This window comes from Bacillus sp. JKS001846 (assembly GCF_900176455.1).
GTDB lineage: Bacteria > Bacillota > Bacilli > Bacillales > Bacillaceae_G > Bacillus_A > Bacillus_A cereus.
Genome location: NZ_FWYG01000001.1, coordinates 1,364,900 through 1,379,496 on the forward strand (window position 1 = coordinate 1,364,900; position 14,597 = coordinate 1,379,496).

Genomic DNA, 14,597 nt, shown 5'->3' on the forward strand with positions numbered 1-14,597 from the left:
AAAAAACACTTTAAGCTTTGATATCATAATTAGAGACCATAGGTTTTAAAAGGGAAAAGGGGCTAATTATGAAACATAAAATCTTTACAGGATTGGTTTGTAGTATCTCCTTATTAGGACTTGCTGCATGCGGAACGAATGAAGAAACTACATCATCAAAGGGAGAAAAAGTGAAGCAAGAAGAAAAAAAGGATATTAAAGCAACTGAGAGTTCAAAAGCCTTAGAAAATCCACAAGATAAAAAGGAATTTAATGATTTTGATGTAGCGTATCAATTAGCAATTGTCATGAAAATATTTCAAGATGTAACGATTAAGTATGATTACGCAATTGGGAATCCAGATTATTTATTGCGAGATTCGATGGATCAAAAAACAATAGATGATATGAAGAATATGTTACAAGAACAGGCGAAGAATAATGATAAAATTTTAAAAGATGAAGTGAATCAAGCATATACATATTTAAAACAATCGAAAGTAAGTAATAAAGATGATATTCAAAAAATAATAGATGCACAAAATAATTATTTACATATTGTAGATAAGATGATTACTTGTATTGATTCTGTAACAGTTGAGAATGCAAAAGAAAAAAGAAATGAAATGGATAATCTTAGTAAGGATTATTTAAAAATAGCGGCTAATGTAACAACCACTGTAATTGAAGTTGCTAAAAACACTGGAGTGAATGAAACTGAATTTAGATCGCTTCTTATGAAATTTTTAGAGAAGCCAAAGAAACAATAATAGCCTTATATAATATCTGTTTTTGTTTTGGAGATTGTATAAATAAAATAGTACCTCGTCTAAACTACAATAGACGAGGTGTTTTTTATGAAAATAAAACGGAGAATTACAATTGTTTTAATTTGTTTTATGAGCGTTATGTTTGTATTGCTTTGTCGTTTAATCCAAATTCAAATTATAGATACAGAATCATTTACTGATCGCAAAATAAATTTAATTGAAAAAAGTGTTACGCAACGCACACAATCCATTACAGTAGACGATGGACGTGGGCAGTTTATAGATCGTAATGGTAAAAAAATAGGTGAGGAAAAATATCCTGTTTTAATTATTTTTCCATTTTTACAAATAAAAAATGACATGTTAGAGAAAATCGCGCATATCATTGGTGTGTCGAGACAAGAGATTAGAAGACAAATGAAAAATAATAAAAATGCATTTACACTACAAGGAGAAACTGCTCCATTTCGAGTGACACGAGAGCAGATGGAGAAGGTAAATGAATTACATGTATTAGGTATTGTAGCAGCTGAAGTGCGATTAAAACAAACTGGAGAGATAAATCATTTAATTGGTGATGTAGGGGAGAACGAAAGGGAGTTTCAAAAGCGATATGGAGAATTGAAAAGAATCTCAAAACAAACGCCGATAGGTATTTCAGGATTACAGCAATCATTTGATGAATTTCTATTGACTGATGGAGAGGCAAAAGTATTATATCAAGTAGATCGGCAAGGAGAACCAATTTTCGGAAAGCAAGCGAAATACACTTCGCCAGGAAATCCATTTTATCCAGTTAGGATTCAAACTACTTTACATAAAGAGTTGCAGCAAAAAGCAGAAGAAGTGATTGAAGCGAATGAAATAAAGAAGGGGGGACTAGTATTACTTGATGTAAAGACAAATGAAATATTAGCGATGGCTAGTAAGCCGTCTTTACAAGTAAGGGATGAGAATTTATATAAAACTACACTTGAAAATCAAATGTTAACGCCACATTTTCCAGGCTCTGTTTTTAAAACAGTAGTTGCAGCTGCAGTCATTGATCAAAAAGTAAATTTGTTTAATCGGACATTTAACTGTAATAAAGATTTATATGGTGAAAACGACCCGCAAGTTAGGATGGGTACACTTAACTTTAAAGAGAGCTTTGCTAGGAGCTGTAACAGGACATTTTCCGAGTTAGGTAACGAGCTATTACAAAAGGATAAGACGGTGCTAGAAACATACGTAGCAGCTTTAGGAGCAAATGAAAAGGTTGGATGGAAAGGTTCTGTATTTCATACACCTCATTTTGAGCAAATGCCAGAAGAAAAGGGTACTACTATTTGGGGGAATGAAGAAAATAAAAATAGTAAAAAAGCGGTAGAACAAACAGCAATTGGACAGAAAGATGTACGTATATCACCTCTAGCAATTGCAAATATGATGGCGACGATTGCGAGGAATGGAGAAAAGATGGAAGTGAAAGCAGTTGAAAAAATAGTATATAAAAATGGAGCGGATTTTTTTACATTTGAGAGCCATACGTTAAATGGAAAACAGCTTTCGTATGAAACAGTGAAAACATTACAAGAGTTATTAAGAGGCGTTGTAACAAGGGAGAAAGGAACAGGAACGGCATTCCGTTCGTTGCCACTAAGTGTCGCTGGAAAATCCGGGACAGCGCAAACAGGGAAAGGGACGAGGGTGAATCGCTGGTTTGCAGGTTATTTTCCGTATGAGAATCCAAGATATGCTTTAGTTGTTGTTGATCTAGAGACTGATAGCAAAGTGAATAAAGTTACACCTATTTTTAAAGATATGGTAGGAGCAATCTATCAATTGGAGAATGAAAAGTAATCTTGCAATTTATAGTGAAATGTCTTCATTTCATGAAAATATCATTGTAAATGTTCAACCTTTCTAGATTTAATGTTACAATAGCAATTAGGAAAAACTGCATGGAGGTTTGGAGAATGGCAGGAGGATCAAGATTCCAACAGAAACAACAAAAACGTCGTCAAAACGGTGTTTTAAATATTGCAATCGCTATTGTATTACTATTAGTAGCTATTGTAGCATATCAATTGTTCGTTCCTAGTACGAAAGAGCAAGCATCTTCTACTGATAAGAAAGTCTCTCAACAAACAACAAAGAATGAGAAAGCTGGAAAATCAGAAGATAAAGAATCTGCTAAGAAAAAAGAAAAAGAACAAGAGCAAGCAGAAGCTAAGAAAAAAGCTGAAGAAGAGAAGCTAAAGGCTGAAGAAGAACAGAAAAAAGCTGAAGAAGAAGCGAAAGCTAACGAGAAAGTATCAGCTGAGAAAACTGTATCTAAGGCAAAAGAGGCGTATACAAAACCTTCTTGGAAAGCTGTAGGAACAGAACAAGGTTCATCACCAGCGATGACGTTTAAACAGGGTTCATCAGATTGGAATGAGATGCAAAGTGCAATTGCTGCAGGTGTTGAAGTACCGAAAGAGCAATTAGTATTCCATTTTGTTGGAAGAGACAAAACTGGAAAGAGCAAAGCTTATGGTGATGTTCAAGATAAGCAAAGTGGGAAAAGATATTATGTAAATATTGATTGGGTAGACAATGAGGGCTGGAAACCAGTACTTGTTCAAACTCTAAACTAAAAAAGAGAGGCTCCTTAGGAGCTTCTCTTTTTTGTTAACGCAATTTCTTTAATTTAAAATGAACAACCGCGCTATAATACGGTCTTTTGCTTTCAGGATCCATAACCATTTGATGTGAGATGTGATGAACTTCAAGCATAAGTGCTTTATTATTATCAATTTGTTCACTAATTTTTCGTTCTAAAGAAGCTAAGTCTCCCGCTTCAAAAAACTCTACTTTATCTTCTAACATTTCAAAGGTAAATGACATGAAGACGGCCCCTCTCCTATGTAATCAACTATAGTGTAACAAAGAAAAGAAGGAAATACCATGTACATTTCAATTGACATTTTTAGAAAGAGGGAATATCATACTGATAAAACCGATAAGAAAAAGGGGAATTTTTATGGGTACAGAATTTAATGGTTTATTTGATGAGTGGGCTCATACGTACGACTCATTTGTACAAGGCGAAGATATACAATATAAAGAAGTTTTCGCCCATTATGAGGACATTCTAGAGGATGTAGTTAACAAGTCATTTGGTAATGTATTAGAATTTGGTGTCGGTACAGGTAATTTAACAAATAAATTATTACTTGCTGGCCGCACAGTTTACGGTATAGAACCGTCGCGTGAAATGCGCATGATTGCAAAAGAGAAATTGCCAAAAGAATTTTCAATTACAGACGGTGATTTTCTTTCGTTTGAAGTTCCAAATTCAATTGATACCATTGTAAGCACCTATGCATTTCATCATTTAACAGATGATGAAAAAAATGTAGCGATTGCGAAGTATAGTCAATTGCTAAACAAAGGTGGTAAAATAGTGTTTGCTGATACGATATTTGCAGATCAAGATGCATATGATAAAACTGTTGAAACAGCAAAACAAAGAGGTTTCCACCAGTTAGCAAACGATTTGCAAACGGAATACTATACACGTATTCCAGTTATGCAGACTATTTTTGAAAACAATGGCTTCCATGTAACGTTCACGAGATTAAATCATTTCGTTTGGGTAATGGAGGCAACTAAGCAATAGAAAGAGGGATTAGATTGAGAATTGCTGTAATTGGAGCAATGGAAGAAGAAGTACGTATTTTACGTGACAAATTAGAACAAGCAGAGACAGAAACGGTTGCAGGTTGTGAATTTACGAAAGGGCTATTAGCAGGGCATGAAGTAATCTTGTTAAAGTCTGGTATTGGTAAAGTAAACGCAGCGATGTCAACGACAATTTTATTAGAAAAATATAAGCCTGAAAAAGTAATTAATACTGGTTCAGCTGGTGGATTCCATCATTCTCTAAACGTTGGTGATGTAGTTATTTCCACTGAAGTTCGTCACCATGACGTAGATGTAACAGCATTTAACTATGAATATGGTCAAGTACCAGGAATGCCGCCTGGATTTAAAGCTGATGAGGCGTTAGTTGCATTAGCTGAGAAATGTATGCAGGCTGAAGAAAATATTCAAGTTGTAAAAGGTATGATTGCAACAGGTGATTCATTTATGAGTGATTCGAACCGCGTTGCAGCCATCCGTGATAAATTTGAAAATCTTTATGCGGTAGAAATGGAAGCAGCAGCTGTTGCACAAGTATGCCACCAATATGAAATTCCGTTTGTTATCATTCGCGCACTTTCTGATATTGCTGGTAAAGAATCAAATGTTTCATTTGATCAGTTTTTAGATCAAGCAGCTCTTCATTCTACAAACTTTATCGTAAAAGTGTTAGAAGAGTTAAAGTAATGTAACAAAAAGGCAACTGTCTCATATAAAGAAAATACATACAGTTGCCTTTTCTTTATTGGCAAACAAGGGGGAGAACACGATGAATGTATATCGTGGAGTTCATGAGTTAATTGGTCATACACCAATTGTAGAAATTACTCGTTTTTCACTTCCGAAAGGAGTCCGTTTATTTGCAAAGCTTGAATTTTATAACCCAGGCGGAAGCGTTAAGGATCGTTTAGGAAGAGAATTAATCGAAGATGCGCTAGAAAAAGGGCTTGTGACCCAGGGTGGAACAATTATTGAACCGACTGCTGGGAATACTGGTATTGGACTGGCACTTGCAGCATTAGAACATGATTTACGTGTTATTGTTTGTGTACCAGAGAAATTTAGTATTGAAAAACAAGAATTAATGAAAGCACTAGGTGCAACGGTCGTGCATACACCGACTGAGCAAGGAATGACCGGTGCAATTGCTAAAGCAAAAGAGTTAGTAAATGAACTACCGAATTCATACTCTCCAAGTCAGTTCGCAAATGAGGCAAATCCTCGTGCATATTTTAAAACACTAGGACCTGAACTGTGGGACGCATTGAATGGAGAGATTAACATATTTGTTGCTGGAGCAGGAACTGGCGGTACGTTTATGGGGACTGCATCTTATTTGAAAGAAAAAAATATAGATATTAAAACAGTTATCGTAGAGCCAGAAGGATCTATTTTAAATGGTGGTAAGGCTGGTTCACATGAGACCGAAGGAATTGGACTGGAATTTATCCCGCCATTTTTGAAGACATCTTATTTTGATGAAATTCATACGATTTCTGATCGAAATGCATTTTTACGAGTGAAAGAATTAGCGAAAAAAGAAGGACTTCTCGTTGGGAGCTCTTCAGGAGCAGCATTTCATGCGAGCTTACTTGAGGCCGAGAAGGCAGCACCAGGTACAAATATTGTAACGATTTTTCCTGATAGCAGTGAGCGCTATTTAAGTAAAGACATATACAAAGGATGGGAATAAAAAATGAGAGCAAAGACAAAGTTAATTCATGGTATTCGCATAGGAGAACCTTCAACTGGATCTGTAAACGTACCGATTTATCAAACAAGTACGTACAAACAAGAAGCAGTTGGTAAGCATCAAGGATATGAATATTCACGTACAGGTAACCCAACACGTGCAGCTTTAGAAGAAATGATTGCTGTATTAGAAAATGGGCATGCTGGATTTGCATTTGGTTCAGGAATGGCTGCTATTACAGCGACAATTATGTTGTTCTCAAAAGGTGACCACGTTATTTTAACAGATGATGTTTATGGCGGAACATACCGCGTTATTACGAAAGTATTAAACCGTTTCGGTATTGAGCATACATTTGTAGATACAACAAACTTAGAGGAAGTTGAAGAAGCGATTCGTCCAAATACGAAAGCAATTTATGTGGAAACACCAACGAACCCACTACTAAAAATTACTGATATTAAGAAAATATCTACTCTTGCTAAAGAGAAAGACCTATTAACAATTATTGATAACACATTCATGACGCCATATTGGCAGTCGCCGATTTCTTTAGGAGCAGATATTGTGCTTCATAGTGCAACGAAATATTTAGGAGGTCATAGTGATGTAGTTGCAGGTTTAGTAGTTGTAAATAGCCCACAACTAGCAGAAGATCTTCACTTTGTACAAAACTCAACAGGAGGTATTCTTGGGCCACAAGATAGCTTCTTACTACTTCGCGGTTTAAAAACATTAGGAATTCGTATGGAAGAACATGAAACGAATTCACGTGCTATTGCTGAGTTCTTAAATAATCATCCAAAAGTAAATAAAGTATATTACCCAGGTCTTGAATCACATCAAAATCACGAATTAGCAACAGAACAAGCAAACGGGTTTGGTGCTATTATCTCATTTGATGTAGATAGTGAAGAAACATTAAATAAAGTACTTGAGAAACTACAATACTTTACACTTGCTGAAAGCTTAGGAGCGGTAGAAAGTTTAATTTCTATTCCATCTCAAATGACACATGCATCAATCCCGGCTGATCGCCGCAAAGAATTAGGAATTACAGATACATTAATTCGTATTTCTGTCGGTATTGAAGATGGTGAAGATTTAATTGAAGATTTAGCACAAGCGCTAGCATAATAAAAAATGCACTGCTCTATATTAGCAGTGCGTTTTTTTATTACGTCTTTTTGTGAAATATTTCACAAAATAGACATACACAAACGAAATGATTTCATGTATATTGAATTCAGGAAACGTTACTCACGAACAAACTTGTGAAACTTTTCACAAACAATGAAATTCATGTAGGAAAGCATCTCTATTTTTTTGTGTTAATTGGGACTTATTTTGACCTACAGGGACATATAAGGACCGTAATAGTAGAATAGGAGGAAATTCACATGGTAGTCAAAGAGAAAGTTGTAAATGAAATGCAGGAAGTAAAAAAGATGATTGATACGCTAGTAAATAATGGTCAACAAGCTTTACAAGCATTAGAAAGTTTTACACAAGAGGAAATTGACAACATTGTTCATGAAATGGCATTAGCAGGTGTTGATCAACATATGCCGCTAGCGAAATTGGCAGTTGAAGAAACTGGCCGTGGTGTATATGAAGACAAATGCATTAAAAATATTTTTGCCACTGAATATATTTGGCATAGTATAAAGCAAGATAAAACGGTAGGGATTATTCACGAAGATCCTCATGAAGAAATAATAGAAATCGCGGAACCTGTCGGTGTAGTAGCTGGAGTAACACCAGTAACGAATCCAACGTCGACAACAATGTTTAAAGCGTTAATTGCGATAAAAACAAGAAATCCAATTATTTTCGCATTTCATCCTTCCGCACAAAAATGTTCTGTGGCAGCAGCGAAAACCGTATATGATGCAGCGATGAAAGCTGGTGCACCAAAACACTGTATTCAATGGATTGAAAGACCGTCTGTTGAAGCGACGAAACAATTGATGAACCATGATGGTGTAGCACTCGTTCTAGCAACTGGAGGCGCTGGTATGGTGAAATCAGCTTACTCTACTGGAAAACCAGCGTTAGGCGTTGGTCCTGGTAATGTACCGTGTTATATAGAAAAATCAGCACATGTAAAACGAGCTGTTAATGATTTAATTTTATCAAAAACATTTGATAACGGTATGATTTGTGCATCGGAACAAGCAATCATTGTCGATAAAGAAATTTATGATGATGTTAAAACAGAAATGATTGAAAACAGTTGTTACTTTGTAACAGAAGAAGAAAGAAAAAAATTAGAAAAGCTCGTTATAAATGAAAATACATGTGCAGTAAATAGTGATATTGTAGGGAAATCAGCACAGTATATTGCCGATTTAGTTGGGATCACTGTTCCTGGACATACAAAAATGCTTGTAGCTGAAATTCAAGGTATCGGAGCAGCATATCCGTTATCCCGTGAGAAACTGAGTCCAGTATTAGCTTGTGTGAAGGCAAATTCATTAGAAGAAGGATTTACATATTGCGAAGAAATGTTGAACCTCGGTGGTTTAGGACATTCAGCAGTTATCCATTCTACAAATAAAGATGTGCAAAAGCAATTTGGGTTACGTATGAAAGCTTGCCGTCTCATTGTAAATGCACCTTCATCACAAGGTGGAATAGGGGATATATATAATGGATTTATTCCATCACTTACACTTGGTTGTGGTTCATACGGAAAGAATTCAGTTTCCCAAAATGTAACAGCGACTCATTTATTAAATATAAAAAGGCTGGCAAATAGAAAAAAGAATATGCAGTGGTTCAAACTGCCACCAAAAATTTATTTTGAAAAACATGCTACAGCTTATTTAGCAAATATGCCTAACATTTCACGTGCATTTATTGTAACGGACTCCGGAATGGTTGAACATGGCTATGTCGATACAGTCGCGCACTATTTAAACAAGAATGCAAATGATGTGAAAGTTGAAGTTTTCTTTGAGGTCGAACCAGATCCATCAGATGAAACTGTTTTCAAAGGTGCGGAAATGATGAAAAGCTTTAAGCCAGATGTAATTATCGCACTTGGTGGTGGTTCAGCTATGGATGCAGCAAAAGGAATGTGGTTATTCTATGAGCATCCAGAAACGACATTCTATGGTATTAAACAGAAATTTTTAGATATAAGAAAACGTACATGTAAATATCCGGAATTAGGAAATAAGGCGCAGTTTGTTGCGATTCCAACGACATCAGGAACGGGATCAGAAGTGACACCATTTGCGGTTATTACAGATAAGAAAAATAATATAAAGTATCCGCTCGCAGATTATGAATTAACACCAGATGTAGCAATTGTTGATCCACAATTTGTAATGACAGTACCACCACATGTAACAGCAGATACTGGTATGGATGTTTTAACACATGCAATTGAGGCGTATGTGTCTGTTATGGCAAATGACTATACAGATGGATTAGCATTAAAAGCTATTGATCTCGTATTCAAATATTTACCGAGAGCATATAAAGATGGAAATGATGAAGAAGCAAGAGAAAAAATGCATAACGCTTCTGCAATTGCAGGGATGGCATTTGCAAATGCTTTCCTCGGTATTAATCACAGCTTAGCACATAAGATTGGACCAGAATTCCATATTCCGCACGGACGCGCAAATGCCATTCTAATGCCGCACGTAGTCCGCTATAATGCTATTAAGCCAAGAAAACACGCATTGTTCCCAAAATATGAGCACTTTGTGGCAGATGAAAGATATGCACATATAGCGAGAATGCTCGGGCTTCCAGCAAGTTCGGCAGCAGAAGGGGTGGAATCACTCGTCCGAGCAATTATTGAGCTTGGAAAAAGCTTAAATATTAATATGAGTATTGCGGGACAAGGAGTCGATAAAGAGCAATTTGAAGAGGTTGTTGGAGTATTAGCAGAAAGAGCTTTTGAAGATCAATGTACAACTGCTAATCCAAAGTTACCGCTTATTTCAGAGCTGAAAGAAATTTATATGGAAGCATATAAAGGTGAATAATGATAAAAAAAGAGCCGCAGTAAAAGCGGCTCTTTTTTTATTGGAAAACATCTCCCAGAATGGCTGTATTTACTGGTCTTTCAGTTTCATAGAATATGATACAGTGAAATGGAGGAGTGAGAATATAATGAAAGAATTAAAAGGAAAAATAGAAGATTATACTCGGTTTGGACAAATGCTTCTCGCTGTAAGTACATTGTTAATGGTTGGCTTATTGATTCCGAGTGGAGCAAAAGAGACAATCCAATTTTTTGTTATGATGGGGAGCATCGTTATATTTTTAAGCTTATCGTTCTTTTTCTTTCAGCGTGTGAAAGTGATGCGTGACCAGCTAGAGGAAAATGAATGTGAATAATATTGTTAACTAGAGCGCAGCGAAAAGAAAAAATCTTTTTGTCGCGCTTTTTGTTTTTTGTAGGAAAATATATGTGTTTCGTGTTGACAATGATAATCCTTATCAATTAAAGTATAATAGTAGTTAATGATTATCATTATCAATTAGAGGTGAAGAAATGAAGAAATCTATTACGCTATTTACAGCGATTTTATCTATTTTTTTCTTGTTAATAGGTTGCAGTGCCAAAGGGGACGAAAAAGCGTCTGCAACCAAAACAGAAAAAGGAAAAGAGAAAATCGAAATTACCGACCTATCAGGAAGAAAGGTAACATTCGATAAAGTGCCAGAAAGTTTTGCAACATTAAGTATGGGGGACATGGATATTATTCATGCTTTAGGTGGAAAAATAGTAGGTCGCCCGGATACGAAATTAACTCTTCCAGAGGAGTTAAAGAAAGCACAAGTAATTGGGAATGCACATCAACCGAATTTTGAGCAAATTGCTAGTTTGAAGCCCGATGTACTTGTTGCTAACAATGGATTCCAAAAGAATGTGCCAACGGTTGAAGGACAAGGAACGCAAGTTATCATTTCTTCTGCGAATTCTGTACAAGATATTCAAAAGAATATTGAATTATATGGAACGGTAATGAAGAAAGAAGATAAAGCAAAAGAAATTAATCAAAAAATGAATGATCAAATGAAGAAATATGAGAAAAAAAGCGATGTGAAAGCATTGCTAGTGTATGGCGCACCAGGAACTTATTTAGCGGCATTACCAACATCTTTATCAGGTGATATTTTAGAAAAAACAGGCGGAAAAAATATTGCTTCTGATTTTCCAGAAACGAAAGAATATCCGCAATATGCACAGCTAAGTGTAGAACGTATTATTGAGGCGAATCCAGATGTCATTTATTTAATTACACACGGAGATCCAAAAAGTGTGAAAAAAGCATTTGAAGGCGAAATGATGAAAAATGAAGCGTGGAAAAATTTAGAGGCAGTAAAACAAAACCGCGTAGTTATTTTGCCACCTGATTTATTTGGATCTAATCCTGGTACAAAAGTTACAGAAGCAATGGACTTTATGTATAAAAGTATACAAGATGTAAGGAAATGATACGTATGGAAAGTAGTGAAGTAGTAAGAGAAAAGGAACATCCTTTTGCGAAAAAAAGATGGATAATAGCAGTTACTTTAGTTGTATTAACAATCCTAGGTCTCTTTTACGGTCTCTTCGCAGGAAGTTTATCCTTTTCTGTACGAGATATTTTAACAGGTATACAAGAGGAAGGTTCGACAGTTCATCGAATTGTATGGGATCTTCGCATACCGAGAGTGCTCATTGGGTTTATAGTAGGAACATGTTTAGCTGCATCTGGTACACTGCTACAAGGGGTTATGAGAAACCCTCTTGCAGATCCTGGTATTATCGGAGTTTCATCTGGGGCAGGCCTTGTAGCAATTGTCATCATGATTTTATTCCCACAGCATCTAGCTTTTTTACCACTAGGGGCGTTTTTAGGAGCTTTCATAACAGCAATGGTTATTTATGCTTTATCATGGCAAAAAGGGGCACCACCTTCAAGAATCGTCTTAGTAGGGGTGTCGATCAATGCATTAATTGGTGCAGCAACGTCAGCATTAATGTTATTACATAGTGACAAAGTACAATCGGTGTTACCGTGGCTAGCGGGCGGTATTGGTGGTGTAAGTTGGGCACATTTAAACATGATTATTTATTATGCAATATTCGCCATTATATTAGCTTTCTTTGGTATTAAGCATATTCGAGTGTTAATGCTTGGAGATGAAATGGCAAAGTTATTAGGACATAACGTGGAAAAAAGTCGGTTTTATTTAATCGTAGTAAGTACATTATTAGCTGGAATTGCAGTAAGTGTGTCTGGTCTTATTGGATTTGTCGGTCTTGTCGTACCACATATGCTACGTTTATTAGTTGGAAATGATTATAGATATTTGCTACCTTTATCATGCCTTGGCGGCGGGGTATTACTTGTTTTTGCGGATGCAATAGCTCGAAGTTGGTTTGACCCAATCGAATTGCCTGTTGGTATTTTACTGTCCTTCTTAGGTGGTCCGTTCTTCTTATATTTAATTCATAGAGGAGGAAAACAAAGTGATTTCCGTTAACAAAGTGTTTTACGCACACTCTGAAAGATTTCAAATGCAAAATATGAATGTACATATTAAGGTTGGAGAAATCGTTAGTTTAATTGGTCCGAATGGATCGGGAAAATCTACTTTGCTTCGTTTAATAGCAAGGCTACTGAAACAAAGCGAAGGGGACATCATTTTAGATGGGAAAAATATTCATATGATGAAGAGTGCTGATGTAGCGAAGCAATTAGCAATGTTACCACAAATGCATGATCATCAATTAGATTTAACAGTGAAAGAACTAATTGAGTTCGGAAGAGGTCCACATAAATCATGGAGTAGCCACTTAAATAAAGAAGATGAAGAAATTGTTGATTGGGCATTGTCTGTTACAAATCTTGAAGGGTATGAATATCGTCTTTTACATTCTTTATCAGGAGGGGAACGGCAACGTGCTTGGATTGCGATGACGCTAGCGCAACGTACAAATGTCTTATTATTGGATGAACCAACAACCTTTTTAGATATCGTTCACCAGTTGGAAGTAATGGAACTTGTTAAACGATTAAATGAGGAGTTTGGAATGACAATTATAATGGTTTTGCATGACATTAACCAAGCTGCTCAATATAGCGATCGTTTACTTGTATTAAAGCGAGGAAAAATTCAGTATGATGGTATACCAGAAGAAGTACTATGCCATGAAATGTTTCAACATGTGTTTGGCATAGATGTAGATATTTTTCAGGGAAGTGACAAGCCTTTTTTTACACCGAAACGAATTTCTAAAAGGGGAGAAGAGCGATGCAAGCAGAAGAGCGTATTACCATTGAATTAGTAAGAGAATTTGTTATGGCAGCTCACGGGGATTTAGAGAAAGTACAAGAGCTATTGGTTGAATCACCAAGCTTACTTCACGCCTCTTATAATTGGGGTGGATCAGATTGGGAAAGTGCGTTAGGCGCATCGGCACATGTAGGTCGTAAAGATATTGCTCTTTATTTACTAGAAAAGGGTGCTCGGATGGATATTTTTGCAGCAGCTATGCTTGGTGAATTAGAAGTTGTACAAGCTATTTTAGTAGCTCAACCAGAAGCATTGCGTGCATCTGGTCCTCATGGTATTTCTCTTCTTCAACATGCACGAATGGGTGGAGAGAAATCTAAGCGTGTATATGATTATTTAGCAATACTATCTTAATGAACGGAAGAAGTTCTTATGTGCGGTAAACTTTTCACTTGAAACAATTGGAAAGTTTACCGCCCGTTAGAACGGGATAAGTATCTAGTATATTTGAAAATCCTACACCCCCCTCAATTGTAGTTTTCTTTATGCTAGTTATGATATGGATGCAGTGGACAATATTTGTCTACTGCTTTTTTTGTTTCTATAAGATTGAATATTCTGTGTTATGTAGTTGATTCATTTATAATAAATGGTAACATTTATTGTGCATACAAAATATGATCGTGAAATTAAGAATAAATTAGTGGAAAGGAGTGAAGGAATGTTTCATACAGACCGTTTACAAATTCGTAAATATACAATGGATGATTTACAGTTCTACGCTTCACTATGGGGAAACGAAAAAGTAATGCGCTATATTGGAAACGGGAAGTTAAAAACATATATGCAATGTAAAAAAAGTTTGGAGGAGTGGGTAATTCCTAGCTATAAAAACGGCCTCGGTTTATTTGTATTAATTGAAAAGGAAACGGGAATACGGATTGGTCATGCAGGATTAGTAAAGCAGCAGATAGATGGAAAAGAGGAAATTGAAATTGGTTATTGGCTATTACCTCAGTATTGGGGAAAAGGCTATGCGAAAGAAGCAGCGGCAGCATTTCGAGACTATGGCTTCCAAGCGTTAAGAATGAATAAATTGATTTCTCTTATTAATCCGGATCACCCCGCCTCAATCTTTGTTGCTAGAAAAACGGGGCTTAGTTATGAGAAAACAACTTCATTTCATGGGATGGATGTTCTCGTTTATTCCATTAGGCGCGTTGGATGAAAAAAGG

The 14,597-nt window shown here is 36.1% G+C and carries 15 protein-coding genes; 14 read left to right on the forward strand and 1 reads right to left on the reverse strand.

What is annotated here, in order from left to right:
* Window positions 1-68: 68 nt before the first annotated feature.
* From B9A45_RS07425 to B9A45_RS07435, 3 genes are all read left to right on the forward strand, one after another.
* The gene (locus tag B9A45_RS07425; protein ID WP_084063966.1) at window positions 69-749 is read left to right on the forward strand and encodes a hypothetical protein; all 681 of its coding nucleotides are present in this window, start codon (window positions 69-71) and stop codon (window positions 747-749) included.
* A gap of 87 nt (window positions 750-836) precedes the next feature.
* On the forward strand, window positions 837-2,591 hold the full coding sequence (locus B9A45_RS07430) for a peptidoglycan D,D-transpeptidase FtsI family protein (protein ID WP_000695155.1): 1,755 nt from the start codon (window positions 837-839) through the stop codon (window positions 2,589-2,591).
* A 116-nt stretch (window positions 2,592-2,707) separates the two neighbouring features.
* Window positions 2,708-3,370, forward strand: a complete 663-nt coding sequence (locus tag B9A45_RS07435; protein ID WP_000897099.1) for a YrrS family protein — start codon at window positions 2,708-2,710, stop codon at window positions 3,368-3,370.
* Between the two features lie 34 nt (window positions 3,371-3,404).
* Here the strand turns inward: B9A45_RS07435 and B9A45_RS07440 are convergent, their stop codons facing one another.
* Window positions 3,405-3,620 carry a YrzA family protein gene (locus tag B9A45_RS07440; RefSeq protein ID WP_000010984.1) on the reverse strand — a complete coding sequence of 72 codons (216 nt, stop codon included), beginning with the start codon at window positions 3,618-3,620 and terminating at the stop codon, window positions 3,405-3,407.
* Window positions 3,621-3,756: 136 nt separating this feature from the next.
* On the opposite strand from B9A45_RS07440, the gene B9A45_RS07445 reads away from it, so the two are divergent.
* From B9A45_RS07445 to B9A45_RS07500, 11 genes are all read left to right on the forward strand, one after another.
* Window positions 3,757-4,395 carry a class I SAM-dependent methyltransferase gene (locus B9A45_RS07445; RefSeq protein ID WP_000536315.1) on the forward strand — a complete coding sequence of 213 codons (639 nt, stop codon included), beginning with the start codon at window positions 3,757-3,759 and terminating at the stop codon, window positions 4,393-4,395.
* A 14-nt stretch (window positions 4,396-4,409) separates the two neighbouring features.
* Entirely contained in the window at window positions 4,410-5,105 is a 696-nt protein-coding gene (gene mtnN, locus B9A45_RS07450) for a 5'-methylthioadenosine/S-adenosylhomocysteine nucleosidase (protein WP_021728408.1), read from the forward strand.
* Window positions 5,106-5,187: 82 nt separating this feature from the next.
* Window positions 5,188-6,111, forward strand: coding sequence for an O-acetylserine dependent cystathionine beta-synthase (locus tag B9A45_RS07455; protein ID WP_001103880.1), 924 nt, complete (start codon window positions 5,188-5,190; stop codon window positions 6,109-6,111).
* Window positions 6,112-6,114: 3 nt separating this feature from the next.
* Window positions 6,115-7,248 (forward strand): bifunctional cystathionine gamma-lyase/homocysteine desulfhydrase, encoded by a 1,134-nt coding sequence (locus tag B9A45_RS07460; RefSeq protein ID WP_001201908.1) that lies wholly within the window; start codon window positions 6,115-6,117, stop codon window positions 7,246-7,248.
* Window positions 7,249-7,511: 263 nt separating this feature from the next.
* Complete coding sequence (gene adhE, locus B9A45_RS07465) at window positions 7,512-10,115, forward strand: bifunctional acetaldehyde-CoA/alcohol dehydrogenase (protein ID WP_000260502.1); 2,604 nt, start codon at window positions 7,512-7,514, stop codon at window positions 10,113-10,115.
* Window positions 10,116-10,242: 127 nt separating this feature from the next.
* Window positions 10,243-10,470 carry a YrhC family protein gene (locus B9A45_RS07470; protein WP_000661265.1) on the forward strand — a complete coding sequence of 76 codons (228 nt, stop codon included), beginning with the start codon at window positions 10,243-10,245 and terminating at the stop codon, window positions 10,468-10,470.
* Between the two features lie 157 nt (window positions 10,471-10,627).
* A complete protein-coding gene (locus tag B9A45_RS07480) occupies window positions 10,628-11,575 on the forward strand; it encodes an ABC transporter substrate-binding protein (RefSeq protein WP_000748457.1) in 948 nt (315 codons plus the stop codon).
* A gap of 5 nt (window positions 11,576-11,580) precedes the next feature.
* On the forward strand, window positions 11,581-12,609 hold the full coding sequence (locus tag B9A45_RS07485; protein ID WP_002101338.1) for a FecCD family ABC transporter permease: 1,029 nt from the start codon (window positions 11,581-11,583) through the stop codon (window positions 12,607-12,609).
* Window positions 12,596-13,414, forward strand: a complete 819-nt coding sequence (locus B9A45_RS07490) for an ABC transporter ATP-binding protein (RefSeq protein ID WP_000626551.1) — start codon at window positions 12,596-12,598, stop codon at window positions 13,412-13,414. Before B9A45_RS07485 ends, B9A45_RS07490 begins: the two co-directional genes overlap by 14 nt.
* Window positions 13,381-13,776, forward strand: a complete 396-nt coding sequence (locus B9A45_RS07495) for an ankyrin repeat domain-containing protein (RefSeq protein WP_001147403.1) — start codon at window positions 13,381-13,383, stop codon at window positions 13,774-13,776. The genes B9A45_RS07490 and B9A45_RS07495 overlap by 34 nt, the downstream gene beginning before the upstream one ends.
* 235 nt (window positions 13,777-14,011) lie before the next feature.
* Window positions 14,012-14,590 (forward strand): GNAT family N-acetyltransferase, encoded by a 579-nt coding sequence (locus tag B9A45_RS07500; protein ID WP_002132649.1) that lies wholly within the window; start codon window positions 14,012-14,014, stop codon window positions 14,588-14,590.
* Window positions 14,591-14,597: the final 7 nt, after the last annotated feature.

Coding starts and splice junctions, on each gene's coding strand:
- B9A45_RS07425 (WP_084063966.1), top strand. CDS start 69: ATGAAACATAAAATCTTTACAGGATTGGTTTGTAGTATCTCCTTATTA.
- B9A45_RS07430 (WP_000695155.1), top strand. CDS start 837: ATGAAAATAAAACGGAGAATTACAATTGTTTTAATTTGTTTTATGAGC.
- B9A45_RS07435 (WP_000897099.1), top strand. CDS start 2,708: ATGGCAGGAGGATCAAGATTCCAACAGAAACAACAAAAACGTCGTCAA.
- B9A45_RS07440 (WP_000010984.1), bottom strand. CDS start 3,620: ATGTCATTTACCTTTGAAATGTTAGAAGATAAAGTAGAGTTTTTTGAA.
- B9A45_RS07445 (WP_000536315.1), top strand. CDS start 3,757: ATGGGTACAGAATTTAATGGTTTATTTGATGAGTGGGCTCATACGTAC.
- B9A45_RS07455 (WP_001103880.1), top strand. CDS start 5,188: ATGAATGTATATCGTGGAGTTCATGAGTTAATTGGTCATACACCAATT.
- B9A45_RS07460 (WP_001201908.1), top strand. CDS start 6,115: ATGAGAGCAAAGACAAAGTTAATTCATGGTATTCGCATAGGAGAACCT.
- adhE (WP_000260502.1), top strand. CDS start 7,512: ATGGTAGTCAAAGAGAAAGTTGTAAATGAAATGCAGGAAGTAAAAAAG.
- B9A45_RS07470 (WP_000661265.1), top strand. CDS start 10,243: ATGAAAGAATTAAAAGGAAAAATAGAAGATTATACTCGGTTTGGACAA.
- B9A45_RS07480 (WP_000748457.1), top strand. CDS start 10,628: ATGAAGAAATCTATTACGCTATTTACAGCGATTTTATCTATTTTTTTC.
- B9A45_RS07485 (WP_002101338.1), top strand. CDS start 11,581: ATGGAAAGTAGTGAAGTAGTAAGAGAAAAGGAACATCCTTTTGCGAAA.
- B9A45_RS07495 (WP_001147403.1), top strand. CDS start 13,381: ATGCAAGCAGAAGAGCGTATTACCATTGAATTAGTAAGAGAATTTGTT.
- B9A45_RS07500 (WP_002132649.1), top strand. CDS start 14,012: ATGGTAACATTTATTGTGCATACAAAATATGATCGTGAAATTAAGAAT.